This is a genomic window from Pedobacter changchengzhani, from assembly GCF_004354365.1.
Taxonomy (GTDB): Bacteria; Bacteroidota; Bacteroidia; order Sphingobacteriales; family Sphingobacteriaceae; genus Pedobacter; species Pedobacter changchengzhani.
Map to the genome: position 1 here is coordinate 1 of NZ_SJCY01000013.1, position 24,112 is coordinate 24,112.

Below are 24,112 nucleotides of genomic sequence, written 5' to 3' on the forward strand. Positions count from 1 at the left end.
TTTAGGTGCCTATATCGGCGGTGTCCACCTCTTCCCATTCCGAACAGAGAAGTTAAGCCCGCCAGAGCCGATGGTACTGCAGTAACATGTGGGAGAGTAGGTCGGTGCCAAATCTTAAAGAAGCCCCGTAACGAAAGTTATGGGGCTTTCTTGTTTTTATTGCAAATCCCAAAAAAATTATCAGTACTTCCCTCCCGGTAGCTATCGGGACCGAACAGAGAAGTTAAGCCTGCCAGAGCCGATGGGCTGTCCTGATACATTGGCGTGGAAGTCCCGCATCTGCGGGATAAAATCCGGTCGGTGCCAAATCTTAAAATGCGGCAGTGCACGTTAACGGAAAACCTTTCAGCTAAAGCTGGAGGGTTTTTTCCGTTCACAACCTTTTTTTTGCATTGCATACTGCCGGATGGAAGTTCACTGCCTGTGGTTTCGTCTTTGTATGTCAGCTTCTGTCTTCCCGATATGCACCGGGACCGGAATGGCAAATTAGGCCCGCCAGTCCCTGTGGTACTGTCCTGGTGCATTGGCATGGAAGTCCCGCATCTGCGGGATAAAATCCGGTCGGTGCCAGGTCATAAACACCCAAAGCGGTATTTACCAAGAGATTCTTCAGCTAACGCTGGAAGTTTTTTTCGTTCATAATCTTTTTTCCCCGCTTCCCCCCGGTACCGCACCCGTATCAGATGGCCGTTCTTCAATTGACGGGACACTGCCCCCGGCCCGGGCTTTCCCCCCCACAGCACTATATTCATAAACCCGATGGAACGGAAATCCTTTTTGGGAAATACAGATTTTCGTTCCATAACAAAATCCCCCAAAAAGATTGAAGCGGACAGCAGGAACAGGCCCCCGTTTGAAAAACTGAAACTGCTTTTCGAATGATTTGGATTATATTAAACGTTTTATTCGATTGTTTTTAGTTTTGAATGAGGCAATTTAATCTAGTAATTGTTTTGTGTATTTAATTATACTGCGATTTGTTTTGCCTTGTGAAATTATATAAGCGCTATATTGTTGCTTAGTTATTACTTTTTGTCCTTACTTTTGTTTCCTATTGAAAACTGAAGAAAATAATTCACAAGCCAATTCCTCCCAATTGTTAATTCAAGGATGGGTTAAACACGAAGTTATTGCATGCGAGAGATGTGCGACAGCTATAGAGTGCAAAGCAAATGCGTACACTAAATGCCAATGTAGTGCAGTGCAATTGAGTATTAATGAGGTGCAATATATATCAGAATTGTACGATGGATGTTTGTGTGCAAGGTGTTTGTTCGAGCTACAAGCAGCATATCGGGAAGATGTAGGTATTTAACACTTTGTATTTCTAGTTTAGTCATTTTGGAGTGTCGAAATCTTCGGCAATGCTTTTTGGAAGAAATTTTAACCTTTTTTTGAGCAAAACTTTTTGGAAACTTTTTCTTTGGTTTATTGAACAGTATTTTGGAATCTACGAGAACTAGCAGAGCTGTGAATTTCGGTGGCTCTTTTTTGGGCGAATATTTTTATGCTCGTTTCAGTAGTGATCTAAAAGCCTGTTTCATAAAGTGTAGTCAATATGCAACGTTATTAACAATATTGTCTTTTTTAGCCTTTCCATTATTTTGATTCTTCGTATAATGGATAATTTGCGGTTTTTGGTCTGTGTAATAACTGAGTTTTATAAATGTGAATTGCAGTTGGTATTTTTTTAAAAGTTTCTCTTAGAGCTTGTTTTGGCTAGTAAATTTGACGAAAATATATATTTGAAATACTGGTAAAATCTCATTATTTAGTGTTTAATTTGGCCTCAATATCACACTTGGTAAGTGGTTTATCAAGGTAAAAAGGATAGAAAAAACAAGATTATGGATGCGCTCATTTTTAATTACTGGTGGGTTATTGTGGCACTGATGTGTGTAGTTTTATACAAATATATTTTACGCTTTTTGTTTGGGATGGTTATTGTGCCCGAAGACAGAATTGGACTCATTACCAAAAAATTTGTGCTTTTTGGAGCTGATAAAGAATTGCCAGATGGAAGAATTATTGCAACTAAGGGCGAAGCTGGTTTTCAAGGTAAGAGTTTAGCGCCAGGTTTATACTTCGGTATGTGGTTTTGGCAATTTGCAGTTACTATGGAACAGTTTACAATTATTCCAGAGGGTAAAATTGGTTTAATTATGGCGAAAGACGGTTCTGAAATTCCAACTGGAAATATTTTGGGACAAAGAGTTGAATCTGATAATTTTCAAGACGCTGTTAAATTTTTAGATAATGGTGGGCAACGTGGAAGGCAAACTTCTTACATTACTTCTGGTTCTTACAGGATAAATACGATGTTGTTTCAGGTTTCGGTAACCGATATGATTCGGATACAGGAAAGTATGGTAGGTATTGTAACCACATTGGACGGCTTACCGATTGAAGCCAATCAGATTGCAGGTAAACTAGTTGATGGACATAACAATTTCCAAAACTTCGACAATTTCATTAAAAATGGCGGAAATAGGGGTTTGCAACCACAAGTAATTTTGGCTGGATCTTACAATTTGAATCCGTGGGCGATTCAAATGGAAGAAATCCCGATGACGGAAATTGCAATTGGATACGTTGGTGTAGTGATTTCTTTTATCGGGAACGATGGCAGCGATTTAACTGGTGTCGATTTTAAACATGGTAATATTGTGGGTAAAGGTTCTAAAGGTGTTTGGTTGGAGCCACTCGGACCTGGTAAATACCCAATTAACAAATATATTATGAAGGTAGAGCTGGTACCAACCACTAATTTAGTTTTAAACTGGGCTTCTGCCCGAAGTGAGGCGCATAATTTGGATAAAAATCTATCGACAATTACCGTACGGTCTAAGGATGGTTTCCCATTTAATTTAGATGTGGCGCAAATTATACACGTTCCTACCACTGAAGCGCCTAAAGTAATAGCTCGCTTTGGTAACATGGTTAACTTGGTTTCGCAGGTATTAGAGCCAACTATTGGCAACTATTTCCGTAATTCTGCGCAAGATAGTGATGTAATTGCTTTTTTAAGTACACGTAAAGAACGTCAAGAATCGGCTAAAGAGCATATAAAAAAGGTGCTAGATGAATATAATGTTAATGCAGTTGATACTTTGATTGGCGATATTGTGCCACCAGAAAGCTTGATGAAAACCTTAACCGACCGTAAACTTGCAGAAGAGCAAAAGGTAACTTACAATACGCAAAAACAAGCGCAAGAAACCAGGCAGGGGATGGAGAAAGAAACCGCTATTGCCGATATGCAAAAAGATATTGTAAAAGCACAACAAAGTGTAGAAATTGCCGAACGTACTGCAAGTGCAACGGTTAAAAAATCGGAAGGTGATGCAACAGGCGTTAAGTTGGCTGTTGGTGCAGAGGCAGAAGTTATAAAAATGCGTGCACATGCAGAAGCTGAGGCGACTAAAGCAAGAGCACAAGCAGATTCTGAAGCCATTAAGTTAAGAGCTAGTGCCGAAGCTGAGCAAATTAAATTAACTGGCAGTGCCGAAGCAGGTAAAATTTTAGCCATTGGTAAATCTACCGCCGAAGCTTACGAACTTGCCGTTAAAGCTTTAGGTGGTGAAAACTTTACGCGTTATAAAATTACCGAAGAGCTATCTAAAGGCAATGTGAAATTGATCCCTGATGTGTTAATTGGTGGCAATGGAAATAACGGCGGTAACGCAATGGATGGATTATTGGGCCTTAAATTGATGGAATTAATGGATCCTGAAAAACGTAAGGAAGAAATTAAAACCGTTGAGATTATAACTCAGCCGAACAAATAGGAAGGACAAATACCTTTTTATCGAAAAGTAAAATTAAGCCTGCCAATTATTTTGGTGGGCTTTTTTTTTGAAAACGAACGGCAGTTTTTCATCGCTAATTTCAGTCCCGCTATACTTTCTGCCATGAAGAATGGCATTCATCCTATCGGGTTTAATTTACAAAGGCAGTGGTTCTTGGCAAATTGCAATCCCTCATAGTTTATAAATTTGGCTAAAGCCTATGTAATATGTTATAAAAAGTCCGTTGGCTAAAGCCAAACGGCAATGAAATGGTAGCAGACAAAACTGCAGATTTAGCCTTTTCGCGTCACTAGTCTAATTTATATGCAACACAGAAATAAATATTCATTTATAAAAACAGCTAAAGCCAAACGGCAATGAAATGGTAGCAGACAAAACTGCAGATTTAGCATTTTCGCATTACTAGTCTAATTTATATGCAACACAGAAATAAATAATCATTTATAAAAATGGCTAAAGCCAAACGGCAATGAAATGGTAGCAGACAAAACTGCAAATTTAGCCTTCTCGCTTTACTAGTCTAATTGATATGCACCACAGAAATAAATAATCATTTATAAAAATGGCTAAAGCCAAACGGCAATGAAATATTTTATACAATACATTATTAAAGCCATAGCGTAATGTAAAGGTCTTTAGAAAGAAGCGACTAAAGCCAAATGGCGATGAAACATGTTTGATGACTTACTAATTTCATTGCAGGCTGCTTTAGCTGCCTGAATATTATTGGGCATTGCATAGGCTTTAGCCAAATTTATACAGCCTTGCAATCCCTGATAGCAGCAAAAACCTAAATTATCCAATTGGATTGAAGTGATATCCTTTTACCCAAGTCCCCTTCAGGGATTTAAGGGTGAAAGATGCTGCGTACAGCGGGACTAACAGTAATTTGGGTACCTAAATACTTTTCCAATGATAATAATATTGTTAGTCTTTCATCTTTGTTCCTTAATCCTTAATCAATTTTGTTAATTTTGTATTTCAAATTTATATCGATGAGTAAAGTAAAAGTTGGCTTAGTGCAAATGACTTGTAGTAAGGATAAGCAAGAAAATTTAGAGAAAGCGATTGTAAAAGTTAGAGAAGCGGCGACAGGTGGTGCACAAATTGTTTGCTTGCAAGAGCTTTTTACTTCGCTATATTTTTGCGATGTAGAGGATTATGATAATTTTGATTTGGCAGAAGCGATTCCTGGGCCATCTACCGATGCTTTGCAAGTTGTGGCTAAAGAATTGGGTGTGGTTATAATAGCATCTTTATTTGAAAAACGTACAGCGGGTATTTATCACAATACTACCGCAGTTTTAGATGCTGATGGAGCTTATTTGGGTAAATATCGTAAAATGCATATTCCTGATGACCCTGCTTTTTATGAAAAATTTTACTTTACACCGGGCGATTTAGGCTATAAAGTTTTCCAAACTAAATTTGCTAAAATCGGTATTTTAATTTGTTGGGATCAGTGGTATCCTGAAGCTTCGCGCATTACTGCGCTAATGGGTGCCGATATTATGTTTTATCCCACCGCAATTGGTTGGGACACTGCGCAAGATGAAGAAACCAACCAGGATCAATACAATGCTTGGCAAACCATACAACGTTCGCACTCGGTTGCAAATGGTGTACCTGTGGTAAGTGTAAATCGCGTCGGTTTTGAGCAAGATGGTGCAATGAAATTTTGGGGCGGAAGTTTTGCCACCAACGCACAAGGTAAATTGCTTTATTTGGCATCGCACGATAAAGAGGAAACAAAGGTTGTTGAGCTTGATTTGAACCAAAGTGATTATATGCGTAAGCATTGGCCGTTTTTAAGAGATAGAAGAATTGATTCTTACCAGCCGATTACGAAGCGGTTTATTGATGAGGATTAGAGAAGTCTGAAAGTCAGAAAGTCGGGAAGACAGAAAGAACCCAGAGTCAGAGAATTCTAAGCATTAATTAGGAAGTGAAAATTCGTATATTTCATTCAACTTAAATTAATTAATTATGGCTTTCAAATTTGAAAATTTAAAGGTTTGGCAGAAGGCTTTAGACTTGACTGATGAGATTGATAAATTGACTAAGACTTTTCCGAAAGAAGAACAATTCGTTTTAACATCTCAAATTAAAAGAGCTGCAGATTCAATTTCACTAAATATCGACTAAGGAAGTACAGGACAAAGTAATGCAGAGTTTGTAAGATTTTTACGATACGCTTTACGGTCTGATGTTGAAGTAGTAGGTTGTTTACATATTGCAAAACGTAGAAAATATATAAAAGAAGAACACTTTTTAGAATTATATAAAGCTTGTGAAGAAGTTTTAGTAATGATAAACGGTTTAATAAAATCATTAAAATAATGCCTGAGCAAAATAAATCTGAACATCATACTTCTAATTCTAATCCATCGGACTTTCCGACTTCCGGACTTTCCGATCCTTCATCTTCCGACTTTTCAAACACCCCCGTGAAAAGCGGATTCTCCTTTCCTCCAGAATGGGCAAAACATGAAGCAACTTGGTTAAGTTGGCCACATAAAGAGGCCAGTTGGCCGGGAAAACTGGAAACAATCTATAAGCCATATTGTGAATTTATAAAGATTGTAGCAACGGGCGAAAAAGTGCGAATCAATGTAAAAGATGAAGCAATGAAAGCTTTTGCAATTGCCGAACTAGATAAAGTAGATGCTGATTTAACGCAGATTGAATTTTACTTTAACGAAAGTAACGATGCTTGGTGCCGAGATCATGGGCCTGCATTTGTGGTAAAGGGCAACGAAAAAGCTGTGGTAGATTGGGGTTATAATGCTTGGGGAGATAAATATCCTCCGTATGATTTGGATGATGTAATACCAACCAAAATTGCAAAACATTTTAATTTGCAGTTGTTTTTACCCGATATTGTAATGGAAGGTGGTTCGGTTGAATTTAATGGTGCTGGAACAATATTAACAACCACAGCTTGTTTACTTAACAAAAACCGTAATCCGCATTTATCTAAAGAACAAATAGAAACTTATCTAAAAGAATTTTACGGCCAAGAACAGGTTTTATGGCTAGGTGATGGAATTGTTGGTGATGACACCGACGGACACATTGATGATATTACCCGTTTTGTAAATGAAGATACCGTTTTAACGGTTGTAGAGAGCAACCCGTTTGATGAAAACTATTTGCTATTACAAGAGAATTTGCAAGCTTTAAGAGCAATGAAATTACATAACGGCCGACGGTTGAATATTGTTGAATTGCCAATGCCTTCGCCTGTGATTCATGAAGATACTCGTTTGCCAGCGTCTTATGCCAATTTTTACATTGCAAATGCAGCGGTAATTGTTCCAATTTTTGATGATGTAAACGATCAAAAAGCTTTAGATATTATTCAAGAATGCTTCCCAGATAGAAAAGTGGTTGGTATTAATTCGGTAGATATTATATGGGGATTGGGCAGTTTTCATTGTTTGAGCCAGCAGGAGCCGTCAGTATAATTTGATAGACGAATTGTCATCCTGATCTTGCCGAGGGCCTATTTGTTATTTTACAAAAATTACTTAAGATTTGATTTGTGAATATTTATTTCTAAATTCAGATTTCGAAATAACAAATTATGCCAAATATTCATAATTACTTTGTTTATATTTTAGAATGTGCAGATAAAAGCTATTATACCGGTGTAACAAATGATTTAGATGTGAGAATTGAACAGCATAATAGTGGTAAGGATGTCAATGCATACACTTACAGCCGTCGACCGCTAATTTTGAAATATTTTATGCGCTTTGAGCAGATTGAGCAAGCAATTGCATTTGAAAAACAAATTAAAGGTTGGAATAGACTAAAAAAGGAGGCTTTGTTTAAAGAAGATTGGAATGAGATTTTAAGATTGTCAAACTTCAAGAAATAAAAAATTGATATATCTTTGGTCTTCGACAGGCTCAGACTGACAGCAATAAAAAATTAAAAATGAAACTACTAGAAGGAAAAACAGCACTTATTACGGGTGCATCAAAAGGAATAGGTCGTAAAATAGCAGAAAAATTTGCTGAACATGGCGCTAATGTTGCATTTACCTATTTATCATCGATAGAAAAGGGTGAAGCGTTAGAGCAAGAATTGCAAAGTTTCGGTACTAAGGTAAAGGGTTACCGTTCTGATGCCTCTAAATTTGACCAAGCTGAGCAATTAATAGCGGATGTAGTGGCAGATTTCGGTTCTTTAGATATCGTTGTTAATAATGCTGGTATAACTAAAGATGGTTTGCTAATGCGCATGAGCGAAGAAAATTGGGATGATGTAATTAATGTGAACTTGAAATCAGTCTTCAATATTACAAAAGCTGCCTCAAAAACGATGATGAAAGCTCGCAAAGGTGTTTTTATTAATATGAGTTCGGTTGTTGGCGTAACGGGTAATGCCGGACAAGCAAACTATGCAGCTTCTAAAGCAGGAATTATTGGTTTTACAAAATCTGTAGCTAAAGAATTAGGTTCGAGAAATATTCGTGCAAATGTTGTAGCTCCAGGTTTTATTCGTACTGAAATGACTGATGTTTTAGATCCGGCAGTTGTTGCAGGGTGGGAAAAAGATATTCCACTTAAACGTGCTGGCGAAACAGAAGATATTGCTAATGTTTGTGTGTTTTTAGCATCAGATATGAGCGCTTATGTAACCGGACAAACGCTTTCAGTTTGTGGCGGAATGCTTTAAAAAAAAAGGTTTAGGGTTTAGTGGTTTAGGGTGGAGGGTTTCTTTTCCATAGTATAATAAATTCAATAAAAGACGTGAGGCTGATTTAACCTTTTAACCCTAAACCTTACACCTTTTACCTTAAAATATAATTGCCTTTAACCTGGGTAATGTTTGGTAAAGTCTTATTTTTTTCAAAAGAGAGATAAGCGGGTTGTAAGGTCTTCCAAAAGCTCAATTGATTTGGAAATTGGATTGAATATTTTTTACAATTTTCATTAGTCATTTTAAAAGGATAGATGTTAACTGGAATTTTATTTTGACCCGAATTACGAGCCTCAACAGCAAGAATATAAACTTCGTTAATTTTATCATCAGTTAGCGGAATGCATCCTATGGTTACACAGTTTCCATGGATATAAATATCGCCACCAGGTTTTCTACCACTGCCTGTTCTAATTAAATCAACCGCATTAGGGTAATTAATACCCAGTGATAAATGGAAATTACTCATCGGGTTAAAAACGCTTATATAATAAAATCCCTCGGGTGTTTGTCCATCTCCATCTAATATTTTTGGACCTAAAGTGCCAGAATGTGCACAAAAATTATAGGTTTTAAATAAAGAAAATGTTTTTTGTAAATCACTTTTTAACCAAACTTCTAACTTGCCTTCTTGTTTGTAAGCATTTATAATTATAGAGAAATTTCTATCATATTTTTTATCTTTCAATTCTTGCTGGAGCAAAGCCCATTTCTCTTTGTAAGCTTTATTTACCCGATCAAACTTAATTTGAGTTGCTTTAAAATTAGTTTGTGCATTTACCATTATGCTTATAGAAAGTAAAAGAGTAAGAAACGTTGATTTCATTGCTTTAGATTTTGCTAAATTTATGAATTTAACCACAAACAATGTTCTTAATTATCTTTTAGAAAAGCAAAATCAAAATTTTTTAGAAAAAATTAGGTTTAATTCTTCTCTTAAATTAAACCTAATTTTTAAAATACTAAATTTCCTCTTCTTGAGGTAGAGTGCCTTCTTGAGAATGTCCAGCCATGTCTCTATCCATCTCATAAAGACTTCTATTGCCTTCTGTTACTGTCGAAGCTAGATTATATTTATCAATAACTTCATTAATTAGCGCTTCCTCTTCAATCTGTTCTTTTACAAACCATTGTCCGAAGTTAAAAGTAGCCCAATCTTTTTCTGCTAAAGCAAAGTTAACAATTTCATCAATTTTCGTTGAATTTTCGATCTCTTGTTGCAGAATTTTATTCAAGCAATCGCCGATATTTGCTGGGTTAGCCGGTGGTGCTTTTATGGCTTCAATTTTAGCTTCTCCACCACGATCATTAATGTATTTCAAAATTTTGAACATGTGTTCGCGTTCCTCGTTCATGTGGCCGTAAAGAAATTTCGCAATACCAGCAAAACTATTTACCTCTGCCCAGGAGGCATACGATAAATATACTTGGGCTTGGTACGCCTCTGTAGTCATTTGGGTGTTTAACAACCTTTCCATTTCGTCCGAAATTCTTTTCATTTTCATAATTTATTTGTTCTTTAAATTCGATAATTTTATTTTCACTATTTGATGGTAATCGTTCTTTAGCGTATTTAAGTAATCAATAAATAACGCCTGTTCTATTACAACTAAATACAATTATATAACAACTCAAATCGCTTAGTTGTTTCTTAAACACAATTTTATTCATCAAAAACTCATTGTTACTTTAAAATCATTTCAAAATTGTCATCTTTATAAATTATGAGCAGTTTTCTTTCTGGTAACCTTATTTTCTCATTTGTTGGCTGTGTTGCACTCGGTGTGCTAAATGCTTGGTTGCTGTATAGAAAAAATGTCAATTTAAATCAGAAACTTCGATACTCACTTGTTTTATTAAGAGTTGTTGCGGTAACTGCAATTTCTTGGCTTTTGTTTGCGCCATTAATTAAAACAATCAATTATACCCTGGATAAACCGATTATCATAATTGGTCAAGATAACTCGCTCTCCATTGCGAATGTAAAGCCAGCAGGATTTGATCAAAAATTTTACGAGCGAAATATTAAGGCGCTAACGGATAAGTTATCAGGTAAGTTTGAAGTTAAAACGTATAGTTTTTCGGATAAAATTACCGATGGGTTGGATTTTAAAAATCAAGGTAAACTAACGGATGCATCTGCATTTTTTCAAAAAATTAAAGATGAGTACGTCAATAGAAATATTGGTGCAATTGTATTGGCCACAGATGGTATTTTTAATCGCGGAGGAAATCCACTATACAACATCAACCAAATTAATGCTCCAATTTATACTGTTGCTTTGGGCGATAGTATTCCGAAAAGAGATGTTTTAATCTCAAATGCAAATTATAACAATATTGTTTATTTGGAGGATAATTTTACTGTAGAAGTGCAGGTTCAAGCCTATCAAAGTAATTCTGAAAATACGAATTTGATCACTTATCAAAATGGTGTAAAAGTGGATCAGCAAAATGTATCTATAAACAGCAATACATTCACGAAAACAATTCCGGTTAAGTTGCGTGCAAGTAAAGTTGGAATGCAAAAATATACTGTATCCTTAAGTGCTTTGCCAAACGAAATTACCACTAAAAATAATACCCAAACTTTTTATGTTGAGGTTATTGATGGGCGACAAAAAGTATTATTGGCTGCCAGTTCTGCTCATCCCGATTTAGGTGTTTTAACCGAAGCGATTTCCTTAAATAAACATTATGAAGCAAAATTGGCATTAGCCGATGATTTGAATACCATCGATCCGGCTAAATTCGATTTGATTATACTCTATCAATTGCCAGATGCGCAAAATATTTCAAGTAAATTTTTAGAGAAATTAAAGATGTTAAAAAAGCCAATTTGGTATATTCTGGGGGCGCAAAGCGCGATAAATGATTTCAATAAAATCCAAAAAGAGGTTAATATAAGCAGTGCAAATGGTTCTTTACAGGAAGTTTATCCTGATTTTGCAAATGGTTTTACGGCCTTTAGCTTTACCGAAGCAGACAAAAAAGTATTTTCTACATTTGATCCGTTACTTGCTCCCTTCGGAAAATTGACTGTAAGTACAACGGCTTCTCCTATTTTTAACCAACGCATCGGAAAATTAAGTACGCAACAACCATTATTGTTTTTTACCAATGAAAATGGTTTAAAAGCAGGTTATTTAATGGGAGAAGGTTTATGGCGTTGGAAGTTATCCGAAGCAAAAAATAATGTTGCGGAATCAAGTTTAAATGATTTGATTTCTAAAACTGTTCAATATTTATCGGTAAAGGATGATAAGCGAAAATTTAAGGTTACGGCTTCGAAATCTGCTTTTGATGAAAGCGAGACTATTCAGTTTAATGGAACACTTTACAATGATAGTTATGAACCTGTAAATGATCCAGAAGTACAGCTCTCCATAAAAAATGAGACTGGAAAAATTTATAACTTTACATTTGCCAAGACTGAAAATGCCTACCAATTAGATGCTGGAACATTGCCTGCCGGAAATTATTCGTTCGAAGCTAATACTGTGTTTGGAAATAAGAAATTTACTTCATCGGGTAGGTTTTATGTTAGCGCATTAATTGCCGAATACCAACAAACCACCGCAAATCATCAATTGCTTAATGCGCTTTCAAAGCAAACAAATGGTAAACTATTTATGCCAATAGATTTGTTGAAAATCGCAGATGAAATTCTCAAAAATGATAATATAAAAACCATCAGTTACGAAGACCGGAAGTATGATGAGCTGATTAATATGAAATGGTTATTTGGTTTGATATTAGGTTTAGTAACTGTAGAGTGGTTTTTACGGAAAAGAAATGGGGAAATCTAGTAAGCTATGGTCAATTTTAATACTTCAGAGGTAATAGAGATTTTAGGGACGATTGCCTTTTCCATTTCGGGAACTTTTACCGCTATGCAGCGTAGATTAGATCCGTTTGGTGTCTTAATAATTGCTTTTGTAACATCTATTGGTGGTGGTACGGTACGCGACTTATTAATTGGCGATACACCCGTTGCTTGGATGCGCGATACGCAAATTTGTGCCATTATTTTAGTAACTGCGTTAATTGCGATGTTTTTTAAAACTCAGGTTAAAAAGCTAAGAATCACATTATTTCTTTTTGATAGCTTGGGCTTGGGGTTTTTTACCATGTTGGGCTTACTTAAAGGACTTGCATTTGGGTTGAACCCGAGCATGTGCATTGTATTGGGCACCATTACTGGGTGTTTTGGGGGTGTTATTAGAGATACACTATTAAACAGAATTCCGTTAATTTTTAGAAAAGAAATATATGCAACAGCTTGTATTTTAGGTGGAATGCTTTATTTTTTACTCTTGGCGCTGAATGTAGAAAGTGTATTTGCAAAGGTATTTGCAATTACTTTTATTTTTGCATTAAGAATTGTAGTGGTGAAATATAAACTCTCGCTTCCGAAATTTAATTTTTAGTTTTCGTGGATTACTAAGTGAATAAAATAGGATTGTTGTTGTAAAATAATGACTTAATTTAGCTCTGGAAATTTGCCAGCAATAATTTTATGCCCAACAAACTTTGATACCTGCCATGAAAAAACTAAAAAAAGTACACTTATAAAAGTTGTTGTATTAGCGCCAATAACGGTTAGACTAGTAATTGTAAATAGTAGGCCTAATAGGATCAGAATGAAAGAAAATACTTTTTGTCCGTAGATCCAAGTATTTAAGTTCTTTGTAGTCCATTTTGTTTTAATGCCAAAAAAATTATTGCTAAAATTTGGTGGAAAAATTACCATTAACAATCCCCAAAAAAGCGTCAACACGCCACCAATCGTCCAAGTGTTTATTATTGTAGTCATTTTTAAACTGTTTTAGATTTCTATATTTTAAAACGATAACATGAAATTAATCTTCCAAACGCTGTTTAATCCTTTTTTTCTTCGTGAATAATAACATAAAGATCTTCGTTATCCTTTTTCATGAAGTATTTTTCGCGGGCGAATTTTTCAGCGGTATTTAAATTTGAGTTAAGTTCGCCTAAATCCTTTTTAACTTGTGCGGTTTCACTTTCAAAATATTCTTTTTCTTCTTGTAATTTATTAGCCTGACTGCGGTATTCGTACTGCGACATCATATCGTTCTTATCGAAAAATAGCATCCACATCACAAAAGCAACTGTTGCTATAAAATATTTATTCCGGAAAAGATCTATTAACTTTTTCATTTTTTATATCGAAAAATCGTCATTGCGAGGCACGAAGCAATCTTATCACTATAGTTAAGTTTAATAAAATCAATGCATTAGGATTGCTTCGTGCATCACAATGACGGTAAATTTAAACAAAAACATCCGAAGATTTTACATCTTCGGATGTTTTTGAAATTAAGTTTTTCAACTGACTTACCTTGCACGCCTAATCAGGTTTTTTTGGCCTTTTATGGAAGTCCCCTTTAGGGGATTTAGGGGTTGGCGTTGGGCTAGTTTATTTCTTAGCGTATTTAAAGTTTTTACCAATGAAACGAGCATTCTCTCCTAATTCTTCTTCAATACGTAATAATTGATTGTATTTTGCAATTCTATCAGAACGTGATGCAGAACCTGTTTTAATTTGTCCGCAGTTTAACGCAACAGCTAAATCAGCAATGGTTACATCTTCAGTTTCGCCAGAACGGTGACTCATTACAGTAGTATATCCGTTAGTTTGCGCTAAAGAAACTGCATTGATTGTTTCCGTTAAAGAACCAATTTGATTCACTTTTACCAAAATTGAGTTTGCGATGTGTTCATCAATACCACGTTGTAAACGAGTAACATTGGTTACGAATAAATCATCACCAACCAACTGAATTTTATCTCCAACTTTATCAGTTAGTAATTTCCAGCCAGCCCAGTCATTTTCGTCCATACCATCTTCGATAGAAATAATTGGATATTTTGCAGAAAGATCGGCTAAATATTGTGCTTGCTCCTCGCTAGTGCGAACTGCGCCTTTATCGCCTTCAAATTTTCTATAATCGTATTTGCCATCTTTGTAAAACTCAGCTGCTGCACAATCCAAAGCTAAATAAACATCAGCACCTGGTTTGTAACCTGCTTTTTCAATCGCTTTTAATACGGTCTCAATCGCATCTTCTGTACCATCAAAAGTAGGAGCAAAGCCACCTTCATCACCAACGGTTGTGGTTAAGCCTCTATCATGAAGAATACCTTTTAAAGTATGGAAAATTTCAGTTCCCCAACGTAAAGCTTCTGAGAATGACGGTGCGCCAACTGGCATAATCATAAACTCTTGGAATGCGATAGGTGCATCAGAATGCGAACCGCCATTGATGATATTCATCATTGGAATTGGCAAAGTATTGGCATTAACACCACCAATGTAGCGGTATAATGGCTGACCAATCTCATCAGCTGCTGCCTTAGCAACGGCTAAAGAAACACCCAAAATAGCATTAGCACCTAAATTACCTTTGTTTTCGGTACCATCAAGGCTTAACATTAAATGGTCAATTGTATTTTGTTCAAAAACATCAATACCTCTTAATGCATCGGCAAGTTTAGTATTTACATTTTCTATAGCTTTTAAAACACCTTTACCTAAATAGGTAGATTTATCGCCATCGCGTAATTCTACAGCTTCATGTTCACCAGTAGATGCACCACTCGGTACCGCTGCACGCCCAAAAGCACCAGCTTCTGTTACTACTTCTACTTCTAATGTTGGGTTGCCTCTCGAATCAAGAATTTGTCTGGCATGGACATTAACAATTATGCTCATTTTATTTTATTTTTATTAAATTTTTAATACGCTTAGTGTAAAAAGTACAATTACTAAGCGCAGTCTCAAAGTTAGCATATTTTTTAAATAAATAAAACGTTTAAAGTGTTAATTTTAGGTGAGTTACTTACATCGCAACAAAATGTTGTAAGCCATATTAACCGTTTTTTCCTTTTACGTCAATGGAAATTATGTTAGCTCTTCTCTGTCTTAATATTGAATTTAAATCAAACAAAAATTTAATGAGTAAGAATGGAAAAATGATGGCAACTCTGTCATAAGCACCGAACGAAAGATGGAAATATTCGAATTTTCCGCTAGTTAAAAACCATATCACCGCTCCAAACAAAATTGATAAGTGCAGAACCATCATTCCATTATTCATGCCCTCGAGTTGGAAATTATTATCTTGTTTCGCATTTTTAAAATCAATGAACAAGTTTATGCATTCGCGAACAACGATAATTGATATAGAAATGTTAAAATAAAGATCTCTAAACTTAAAAATCATCACGTTTCGAATAAATTCTTCTCTTGTCGAATTTGTCAATCCATAAAAAAGACCGAAAACAAATATGATGAAAACAGAATAAATAAAGAGCATAAAAAACCTTGTTTTTAGCGCATTATTTACCGCTTGCATACCTTGGCTCAAAGCTTTTAAACGAATTGATTTTATCGTGAGGAATATATTTTTAATTACCTCATCTAAAAAGTATAAATAGATGATAAAAAATAGATTGGCTTCTCCGCTGAGGACGATAAAAAGGGAATATCCCGTAAATATTAATATGGATATGAGGTTGGTTAAACGCGTAGCTTTCATTTTTGGAGCGCAATTATAAACTTAAATTTAAACATTACCAATCGCTTTTTATCCTTAAAATTTAATCTAATTATTTCAACGCATCTAACACCTTAAATAATTTTTTGTTAATACCGTTGCCGTTATAATTATTAACATTAATAACCACAATATATTTACTTCCATCGTTAGCGGTATTGTAGCCGGCAAATGCAGAAACATCGTTTATGGTACCGCTCTTAATCTTCATGCCGTTATATTCTGGAAATGCCTTGTAGTAATCAGCAAACCAGCTTTCTTTTTGTGCTCGAAATAGAATATTCGCCATTGCAAGCGTAGTTACTCTATTTCCTGGCGAAAGTCCGCTGCCATCGATGATGTTTAAAGCTGTTTTATCTATGCCTTTATTCGACCAAAAATCTATTACAGTTTCTGCACCTTTTGCGGTCGTGGCATCTTTTCCTGCCTTTAATGCAATGGTTTTTAATAAAGTTTCTCCGTATAAATTTATACTTTTCTTTAAAAACCAATACACCATTTCACTCAAATTGGGCGAAGTAACGGTACTCAGCTTTATCATCTCTTTTGGAATATTTTGATTATTTACAGCCATTAATCTGGTTGTTGTAGGTGGATTGCTTATCAAAATCCCTAAACTTTTTAAAGTATCTTGCAGTCGAAATGCGCAATCAAACGCTGGGTCTGGCGTAGATACAGCAATGCCATTTTTTGAAATTCCTATTCCCCATGTACCGCGGAGGTAACCAATATTACTATATGGAGGCATAAACGCATAAGCACGGTCGCCACTCCCTTCTGCACCTGTTTTTAGCTCATTTATCAATTGAATATAGCTAGTTTGTGGGATGGTTTTAATAAGTTTAACATCGTCCCCAATTCTATTGCCGGGTTTTAGCGTTACATCAAACTGATTTTCGCGCCAAGTTAATCCTGATGTTCCGGCACCATAATAATTGCCTATATCTTGCCAAACCCAGCCTTCGGGTGTGGTTTGTGTGCCGAAAATACGGTCATCGCCAATAATCGAACCTTCAATTTTCTTAATTCCGGCAGCCTTTATTGCTGTTGCCCATTGTGAAAGTACAACATTTTCTTTGTTTTGATATCTGGATGAACCCAAAGTTGGATCGCCACTACCGGTAATGATAATATTTCCATTTAGCGTACCATCTGAAGTTATATTTCCTGTGTACGATAAGGTGGTTTGATACTGAAAATCTTTACCCAAAATACTAAAAGCGGTAGCTGCGGTAATTACCTTTAAAGTAGAAGCCGTAGCCAGTCCAATTTCCTCATTTTTAGCAAAAAGTATTTTTCCGGTATTTGCATCTAAAACGCAGAGCGATGAAACCGCGTGTTTTGTTTGCTCGTCGTTTAAAAAGGTATTATATGCTTTTTCGAGGTTTTGGATTTTAGTTTGAGAGAATGAGGCGGTATTTAGAAGTAAAAGTAAAAGAATTGGAAGTTTTTTGAAAATCATGGTCTGCTAATTTTAATATTTTACTCATCATCTTTTTGAGGTATGCGATCACTGATGTCAAGTTCATCGTAAGCATAATTAAGCTTTATAGATTTGTTTCCTCGTTGTAAACTTACTAACACTTTATCATTTTTTTCATTTACATCGAACATCAACTTAATGTCAGACGAATTGGAAAGTGCATTTAAAGATCTGAAAGCAGCCAAAATTTCTTCAGCCTGAAAATAATATTCTACATAATATTCCTTTAAGTCTGTACCCCAAGTTACACCTACACTTTGCGGTATATTTATTAACTGAGGGAAAGTATTCAATTTATTCTTTTCGAGTTTCCAGTTGTTTTGGTTGTAGGGATCTACCGAAAGCCCACGTAATTTTAGGTTTGCAGGAAAATGAGTTTGAATAGTGTAGGGATATCTTTCCATCACTAACGCGGTTTTAATTGCAACATTTGGTGGGTCTGTTTTGCCGATTGCACCGTTTGAATCTTCAAAAATCTCAATAGTTTTCTGTACTGATTTTGCTTTATATTTTCCAATCTCGATATATTTTTGCAGGTCACTTATATAAACTGCAACTTCACCTTTTGGGCGCACTTCTGCAATAAAATTTAAGTCAATTTTGTTTGGATTTGCTCTCGCGTAAGTGAGATCATAAGCGTTGGTCGTTTTACGCAACTGTTCGGCAATTCTATTTATTTGGTTATAAGGTAGGTCGAAATTTCCTTCGTAGAATTTTTTCTCGGTATAAGAGTACCAACAAATATATAGTTGGTTGGGATAAAACTTATTTTCTACACCTTTTTCTGCAAAATTAATGTCTTCTCTTCCATTATTTAAAATTCGGGTTCTACTTATTGCGTATCCGTAGCTGTTTTTATCAAAGTTAAAGTTGCAATCGGCAACCTGCACAGTGTTGCCTTGCGTTGTGTAAACTCCGTGCGACCATTCAAAACGATCGCTACTGCGATAATTTATCACAGTATTTACGTTTGCGATGATAACAGCAATTAATATTATCCCAAGAATTAAGTTAATAACGTGCGCTCTATTTTTAAACATTGGCTAATTTAGTGTGAGAAGGCACCCCTCATGCCGTAGATGAAAAATGAAGCAACAATTGCTAAAACGAAAACGACACTCCAAATAATCAGCAGTATAACGAAAACCTTTCTATAAGTTTTTTCGTCTCTAGCATAAAATACAATGAAGAGCAATAAAGCTTCAATTATGACAGGAACTGCTAAAAGGTTATCGTTTAACCATTCATTTTCGGGATGGTTACAGTAAATAAAAATCCCGAATGCGATGCAAATCAGCAGGATGCAGGTTATGGCAATTTTCATAATTTTTGACTTTTATCAAAGCTGTAGAACCATTTCTTTATCATTGCATAATTTAAAAAAGTGAAAATATGAATGCCAATTAATATGCTAATCCAAATATAAATAAGTTTTACGCCAGATAGGTCGTTTGTCAAAAGTTTGAATAAAATGGTAGGCGGTACAGCAATTGCGGCACATATTAAAAGTGAGAGTATTATTGGATTTAACAAGTTGCTGATTACAATTGTTAAACCTATTTTTCTCAATACAAATGAGATTAAGATTATCCCTAAAATGCCGAAAACAATTGTTGCAAAACCATAAATAAGCACTAAATCTGGGTTTTGGTTGATTTGGCTTTCGTAACCGAAAAATTGCTCAAAGTTGAACGCCATTGTATGCCTTGTCTTCTGGTGAAACGATAAATAATGATTTAGATTTATAACCTAATATCTTCGAGAAAAGCACCGCTGGAAACTCCTGTATGCCGATGTTATAAAGATTTACGCTGTCGTTAAAAAATTCTCTTCGATCTGCAATTTTATCTTCCATTTGAGAAACTCTTTTCTGAAGTTCGAGGAAATTATTGTTTGATAAAAGCGCAGGATAGTTTTCGGAAACTGCAAAAAGCGATTTCATAGCGCTCGAGAATTCCATTGAGTTTTCTACTTTGTCATTAATCGATTTTGCGTTTAAAAAATCAGTTCTCAAATTGGTAAGTTTGGTTAACAAAGTTGTTTCATGTTCCATAAACTTACTGGCAATTTTAACCAATTCTGGAATTTCAGCCGCACGTTGCATCAATATCACATCAATATTCATAAATGCCTTCTCCACATTATTTTTTAGCATTACTAGCTTATTGTATATACCGATAAAATAGCTTGAAAAAATCAGTATTAGCAACACGCCAATAATTAATGCAATATTTTGTGCGCTCATATTCTTTAATTTAAAATGATGTAAATGATGGTTAAGGTAATGAAAAATAATGTGGTTAAAAACGAAATAAGTAAAGGTTGAAATTTATTTCGTAAGGCTACTTCTCGCGGAATGGCAACACCGAATACTTTCTGAGTGCTGTCTTTCTTAATTAGCGTTTCGCCATTGTTGGAGGTGGCGTTACCGATTAAGAATAAATAATCATCGTTTTTAAGATAGGTTTCTGAATAACGTTTTCTTCCAGATTGTACTTGTTTATCTATATTGGTGATGTAGTATTCCAATCCTTCACCTTCAACCATTACACTTCCGGTTTCGTCTTTAATTTTGAAGGTATTTGTTTTACATTCCGTAAAAATTGTTCGGTAGCTGGATTTCCCATCTTTGTCGGTACTTTCTTCTTCAATTGTAAATAAATAACCAATACAGGGCTCTTTAAAGTGTGGCGAAATCAGCAATTCTAATGCAACTAAATCGCCAATTAATTCTACCACACCCATTGCAACGGCATTGGCTTTTGAGGTAGGCAGTACTTCCTGCAATTTGTAAAAGTTACTTTTATTTGAAGGAAAGAATATTCTTTTAATAATTAAAATTATTGGAACAATTACAAATAAAAGCGCCCAAGTGCCTGAAAAGATGAGTAAAATAAAAAGCGCTAAAAATACTAAAGCCCCAATTGCGCCTAAAATTTTATTTAATGTTGTAGTTTTTGGTCGGTTGTATTTTTTATCTAATTTATCGTTTTCTTTATTAGTTTCTTTAACACTTTTAATGGACGAATAAATCATTCCACTAATCATCAACACAAGAATAGAAGCAAAAAAGAAGGCGATTGCAAGTAAGGCGTAACCAGGTTTATACAAAAAAGACAAACCAACTATTACTGGGTTTATGGCGAAAAATATCCATTTCGGATGTAAATTGACATTGAATAATCCAGTAATAATTAAGGTATGGAAAATGGCTGCACCACAGCCAAAAAACATCAGAAACACTAAAACAATGTAATCTATCTGCACACTATTAAAGAATTCAAAAAACTCATTCATATATTATGTTTTCTTTAAGAACGGAAAATTATCTCAATTTCTGGAGAAAGCATCTTTCTAATTTTAGCCCTTTGTTGATCGGAAATTGGATTGTTAGATAGTTTTATAGTATTTAAAGCATTCATTTTTCTAACTTCTAAAGGCAACTCAGTTAGGTTATTATTGTTCAAATCTAAAAATTTTAAGTTATTAAATTTTAAAATATCTATTGGAAACCGTTCTAAATTTTGGTTTGAGAGATTCAAAATATAAACTAGCTCTGGTGTTTTATTCGCTGTTTTTAGGTTTTTGAATTCTTTCATTTCATCAACACTCGGCGTTTTATTTTTCATCATAATGCCCAAACTTGCTAAAACTATCACTGCGAGAAAAAATATACATAAAAATACGGCCCAAACTGGTGCGTCATCTTTCTCGTGAGTGAACAATCTCAAATATACAAAGTAAGCCATTCCGCCTACTAAAATTAAAAATAAACTTCCAAAAATAGCAGATAGAATAATCTTGCCTATACTCCATAGCAATTTGGTATTTTTGCTTACTACGATGTAAAAAGCCGTTGAGAAAATGATCAACCATATTGCACCAATTGCCATTTTTATAGTAGCATTACCATCCTCAAAGTATTGAAAACTGATCATTACCGGAAACAAGAGTACAAAGCTGATTACTAAAGCTACTATACCTATTGATAAACAACCAGGTTTGCTTTCAGGGTCTTTCTTTAGCCATTTAAACGCTAAAAAAATTGAAAATGCAATCGTTCCAGCAAATAAATATCCGGCAGGTGTTACTGTAGATAGAAGAATGGCTAATTGCATAAGTTGTTATTTACGTTGATTAAAAAAAATTGATAATGTTGATTTGAAATAGTCGGTTTTTTATTTATAAAAGAAACTGCTGTAGTTTTTTCTATTAATGATATGTGTTTGCTTAACAATATAATTATCTAAAAAAGTGGAAGGAAATTTTACTTTTTTATTTTCGTTCCATTTTATTTCAATAGCATTTAAATCGCCATCAACTTCTTCAATTAAATCAATTTCCTGTTGTTGAAAGCTTCGCCAAAAATAATATTTTGCAAACTTTCTGTCGTTATTGCTCGCTTTTATATATTCTGATATAATGTAATTTTCAAAAAGTTGACCTGTATCCTGTCTTAAATTTAGTGTGCTAAAATTCTGAATTATTGCATTTCGCATACCTGTATCGTAAAAATAAATTTTCTTGCTTTTTTTAATCTCGTTACGCACGTTTCTACTGTAAGCGCTCAATCTAAAAACAACAAAACACTGTTCGAGTAAATCAATATAGCGCTCAACAGTTTGCTTATCAGCTCCAATAATTTGTCCCAATTCTTGGTACGAAATTTCATTTCCAATTTGTAATGCCAAAGCCTGTACTAGTTTTTCTAACTGTAAAGGTTTGCGTATGCCCGTTAGCGATAATATATCCTTAAATAAATAGCTGTCGCTTAAGTTTAACAATAGTTCTTTTTCTTCTCCAGGATAATTAATGGCATCAGGATATGTTCCATAAATTAATCTTTTTTCTAAAGCCTGCTCTTCGGCAAGTAGGTTGGTGTGCTGTACCATTTCACTAATAGAAAATGGGTAAAGGTTGTATTCAAATTTTCTGCCAGTTAAAGGTTCTTTTATGCCTATTGCTAAATCTAAAGTAGATGATCCTGTAACCAACAGTTGTACGTTGGGCATGTTATCAACAATTAGCTTTAAAGTTAAGCCAATATTTTTTACACGTTGGGCTTCATCAATAAGTATAATTTTATTATTGCCGATTATAGATTTCAAACGTTCAGTACCAGCATTTTCTAAGGTGGCGCGTACTTCAGCTTCGTCGCAATTTAACGAAAGGTATGGCAACTCAGTTTTTTTAATTAGTTGCTTTAACAGTGTTGATTTCCCCACTTGTCTCGCACCCGTAACAACAACTGCTTTGCCTTTAAAAAATTTTGATTCTATATGAGATTGTATCGTTCTAGTAATCATTTTATATTTTTTCGAAAAATAAAATTAATATATTTTTATTGAAATCTCTAATCTATATGTAATATGTAGATTATAATCTCTAAATTATATATAAATTAGAGATTATGTTCTCAAAATTATATATAATTTGAATATTAGCGCACAAAAAAAGTGATGCGGAAAACACATCACTTTCAGAGGTACAATTACTTATTACGTGAAATTTATCACTTAGAATTTCTTTAAACCAATTCTTTTTGAATCAAATATTCTGCAATTTGTACCGCATTTGTAGCAGCGCCTTTACGCAAGTTATCAGCAACAATCCAAAGGTTTAAAGCTTTAGGTGCAGAATCATCTCTACGAATCCGACCTACAAAAACCTCATCTTTTTGATGCGCATCTTTTGGCATTGGATATTTTAAGTTAGCTACATCATCAACAACGATAATGCCGGGTGCTTTTTCCAAAATACTGCGAACTTCTGCTAAATCGAAATCATTTTCAAATTCGATATTAACTGATTCTGAGTGACCGCCCATAACCGGGATACGAACTGTAGTGGCTGTAACTTTAATATTGTCATCGCTCATGATTTTGTTCGTTTCCTTAATCATTTTAATTTCTTCTTTTGTATAGCCACTTTCGGTAAAAGAATCAATATGAGGAATAACGTTTAAATCAATTTCATAAGGGTAAGCTTTTGGTCCATCAATACCTTTACGCTCATTCATCATTTGTTCAACAGCTTTTACGCCTGTACCCGTAACGGATTGGTAAGTAGAAACAACCACCCGTTTAATTTTATATTTATCGTGCAACGGCTTTAAAACCACAACCATTTGTATGGTAGAACAGTTCGGGTTCGCAATAATTTTATTTTCGATAGATAGCTCATGCGCATTTACCTCCGGAACAATTAACTTAATACTCGGATCCATTCTCCATGCAGAAGAATTATCGATAACGGTAGTTCCAGCCTCTTTAAAACGAGGAGCATGCTCCAATGAAGTATTGCCACCTGCAGAAAACAGGGCGATATCAGGTTTCATTGAAATGGCAGTATCCATGCTAACAATTGGAAACTTCTTACCCTTAAAAGTAATTTCCTTACCAACACTTTTTTCTGATGCTACGGGAATCAATTCAGTTAAAGGGAAATTTCTTTCCTCCAATACTTTTAACATTACGGTGCCAACTAATCCTGTTGCACCTACAACTGCTACTTTCATTTTAGATTTTAAT

22 protein-coding genes, 1 rRNA gene and 2 pseudogenes are annotated in these 24,112 nt (G+C 34.9%); 10 read left to right on the forward strand and 15 right to left on the reverse strand.

Annotated elements, in window-relative coordinates:
- The first annotated feature begins 1 nt into the window (after position 1).
- From rrf to fabG, 8 genes and pseudogenes are all read left to right on the forward strand, one after another.
- Positions 2-113: ribosomal RNA gene (rrf, locus tag EZJ43_RS15065) — 5S ribosomal RNA — on the forward strand.
- Positions 114-1,195: 1,082 nt separating this feature from the next.
- Positions 1,196-1,315 (forward strand): annotated as a pseudogene (locus tag EZJ43_RS17625) (cysteine-rich CWC family protein); the annotation flags it as partial.
- 493 nt (positions 1,316-1,808) lie between these two features.
- Positions 1,809-3,788: an SPFH domain-containing protein gene (locus tag EZJ43_RS15075; RefSeq protein WP_243718113.1), complete on the forward strand. Its 1,980-nt coding sequence runs from the start codon at positions 1,809-1,811 to the stop codon at positions 3,786-3,788.
- Between the two features lie 1,016 nt (positions 3,789-4,804).
- Positions 4,805-5,680: a carbon-nitrogen hydrolase gene (locus EZJ43_RS15080; RefSeq protein WP_133263548.1), complete on the forward strand. Its 876-nt coding sequence runs from the start codon at positions 4,805-4,807 to the stop codon at positions 5,678-5,680.
- A 115-nt stretch (positions 5,681-5,795) separates the two neighbouring features.
- A pseudogene (locus tag EZJ43_RS15085) lies at positions 5,796-6,149 on the forward strand (four helix bundle protein).
- Positions 6,149-7,276 carry an agmatine deiminase family protein gene (locus EZJ43_RS15090; protein ID WP_133263549.1) on the forward strand — a complete coding sequence of 376 codons (1,128 nt, stop codon included), beginning with the start codon at positions 6,149-6,151 and terminating at the stop codon, positions 7,274-7,276. The pseudogene EZJ43_RS15085 and the gene EZJ43_RS15090 overlap by 1 nt, the downstream one beginning before the upstream one ends.
- A 119-nt stretch (positions 7,277-7,395) precedes the next feature.
- On the forward strand, positions 7,396-7,692 hold the full coding sequence (locus tag EZJ43_RS15095) for a GIY-YIG nuclease family protein (protein ID WP_243718114.1): 297 nt from the start codon (positions 7,396-7,398) through the stop codon (positions 7,690-7,692).
- Positions 7,693-7,751: 59 nt separating this feature from the next.
- A complete protein-coding gene (gene fabG / locus EZJ43_RS15100) occupies positions 7,752-8,495 on the forward strand; it encodes a 3-oxoacyl-[acyl-carrier-protein] reductase (RefSeq protein ID WP_133263550.1) in 744 nt (247 codons plus the stop codon).
- Positions 8,496-8,610: 115 nt separating this feature from the next.
- On the opposite strand, the gene EZJ43_RS15105 is transcribed toward fabG, so the two are convergent.
- Both EZJ43_RS15105 and EZJ43_RS15110 read right to left on the reverse strand, forming a co-directional pair.
- Positions 8,611-9,345 carry a L,D-transpeptidase family protein gene (locus EZJ43_RS15105; protein ID WP_133263551.1) on the reverse strand — a complete coding sequence of 245 codons (735 nt, stop codon included), beginning with the start codon at positions 9,343-9,345 and terminating at the stop codon, positions 8,611-8,613.
- A 136-nt stretch (positions 9,346-9,481) separates the two neighbouring features.
- Entirely contained in the window at positions 9,482-10,018 is a 537-nt protein-coding gene (locus tag EZJ43_RS15110) for a ferritin (protein WP_133263552.1), read from the reverse strand.
- 225 nt (positions 10,019-10,243) lie between these two features.
- Between EZJ43_RS15110 and EZJ43_RS15115 the strand changes: the two genes are divergently transcribed.
- Entirely contained in the window at positions 10,244-12,328 is a 2,085-nt protein-coding gene (locus tag EZJ43_RS15115; RefSeq protein ID WP_133263553.1) for a hypothetical protein, read from the forward strand.
- Positions 12,329-12,334: 6 nt separating this feature from the next.
- Positions 12,335-12,949 carry a trimeric intracellular cation channel family protein gene (locus tag EZJ43_RS15120; RefSeq protein WP_133263554.1) on the forward strand — a complete coding sequence of 205 codons (615 nt, stop codon included), beginning with the start codon at positions 12,335-12,337 and terminating at the stop codon, positions 12,947-12,949.
- A gap of 53 nt (positions 12,950-13,002) precedes the next feature.
- On the opposite strand, the gene EZJ43_RS15125 is transcribed toward EZJ43_RS15120, so the two are convergent.
- From EZJ43_RS15125 to EZJ43_RS15185, 13 genes are all read right to left on the reverse strand, one after another.
- Positions 13,003-13,335: an SdpI family protein gene (locus tag EZJ43_RS15125; protein ID WP_133263555.1), complete on the reverse strand. Its 333-nt coding sequence runs from the start codon at positions 13,333-13,335 to the stop codon at positions 13,003-13,005.
- A gap of 65 nt (positions 13,336-13,400) precedes the next feature.
- Complete coding sequence (locus tag EZJ43_RS15130; RefSeq protein ID WP_133263556.1) at positions 13,401-13,700, reverse strand: FtsB family cell division protein; 300 nt, start codon at positions 13,698-13,700, stop codon at positions 13,401-13,403.
- A 259-nt stretch (positions 13,701-13,959) separates the two neighbouring features.
- Positions 13,960-15,255 (reverse strand): phosphopyruvate hydratase, encoded by a 1,296-nt coding sequence (gene eno, locus EZJ43_RS15135; protein WP_133263557.1) that lies wholly within the window; start codon positions 15,253-15,255, stop codon positions 13,960-13,962.
- Positions 15,256-15,412: 157 nt separating this feature from the next.
- Positions 15,413-16,081, reverse strand: coding sequence for a DUF6498-containing protein (locus EZJ43_RS15140; protein WP_133263558.1), 669 nt, complete (start codon positions 16,079-16,081; stop codon positions 15,413-15,415).
- Positions 16,082-16,151: 70 nt separating this feature from the next.
- Positions 16,152-17,561 (reverse strand): D-alanyl-D-alanine carboxypeptidase/D-alanyl-D-alanine endopeptidase, encoded by a 1,410-nt coding sequence (dacB, locus tag EZJ43_RS15145; RefSeq protein WP_133263559.1) that lies wholly within the window; start codon positions 17,559-17,561, stop codon positions 16,152-16,154.
- 20 nt (positions 17,562-17,581) lie between these two features.
- The gene (locus EZJ43_RS15150; RefSeq protein WP_133263560.1) at positions 17,582-18,622 is read right to left on the reverse strand and encodes a DUF2931 family protein; all 1,041 of its coding nucleotides are present in this window, start codon (positions 18,620-18,622) and stop codon (positions 17,582-17,584) included.
- 8 nt (positions 18,623-18,630) lie between these two features.
- Entirely contained in the window at positions 18,631-18,906 is a 276-nt protein-coding gene (locus EZJ43_RS15155) for a hypothetical protein (protein ID WP_133263561.1), read from the reverse strand.
- On the reverse strand, positions 18,903-19,280 hold the full coding sequence (locus EZJ43_RS15160; protein ID WP_133263562.1) for a hypothetical protein: 378 nt from the start codon (positions 19,278-19,280) through the stop codon (positions 18,903-18,905). The genes EZJ43_RS15155 and EZJ43_RS15160 overlap by 4 nt, the downstream gene beginning before the upstream one ends.
- The gene (locus tag EZJ43_RS15165) at positions 19,264-19,827 is read right to left on the reverse strand and encodes a LemA family protein (protein WP_133263563.1); all 564 of its coding nucleotides are present in this window, start codon (positions 19,825-19,827) and stop codon (positions 19,264-19,266) included. The genes EZJ43_RS15160 and EZJ43_RS15165 overlap by 17 nt, the downstream gene beginning before the upstream one ends.
- Positions 19,828-19,832: 5 nt before the next feature.
- Positions 19,833-20,879 (reverse strand): hypothetical protein, encoded by a 1,047-nt coding sequence (locus tag EZJ43_RS15170; RefSeq protein WP_133263564.1) that lies wholly within the window; start codon positions 20,877-20,879, stop codon positions 19,833-19,835.
- A gap of 14 nt (positions 20,880-20,893) precedes the next feature.
- On the reverse strand, positions 20,894-21,700 hold the full coding sequence (locus tag EZJ43_RS15175; RefSeq protein ID WP_133263565.1) for a leucine-rich repeat domain-containing protein: 807 nt from the start codon (positions 21,698-21,700) through the stop codon (positions 20,894-20,896).
- 60 nt (positions 21,701-21,760) lie between these two features.
- Complete coding sequence (locus EZJ43_RS15180) at positions 21,761-22,888, reverse strand: ATP-binding protein (protein WP_133263566.1); 1,128 nt, start codon at positions 22,886-22,888, stop codon at positions 21,761-21,763.
- Positions 22,889-23,109: 221 nt separating this feature from the next.
- Positions 23,110-24,099 (reverse strand): aspartate-semialdehyde dehydrogenase, encoded by a 990-nt coding sequence (locus EZJ43_RS15185; RefSeq protein WP_133263567.1) that lies wholly within the window; start codon positions 24,097-24,099, stop codon positions 23,110-23,112.
- Positions 24,100-24,112 lie beyond the last annotated feature (13 nt).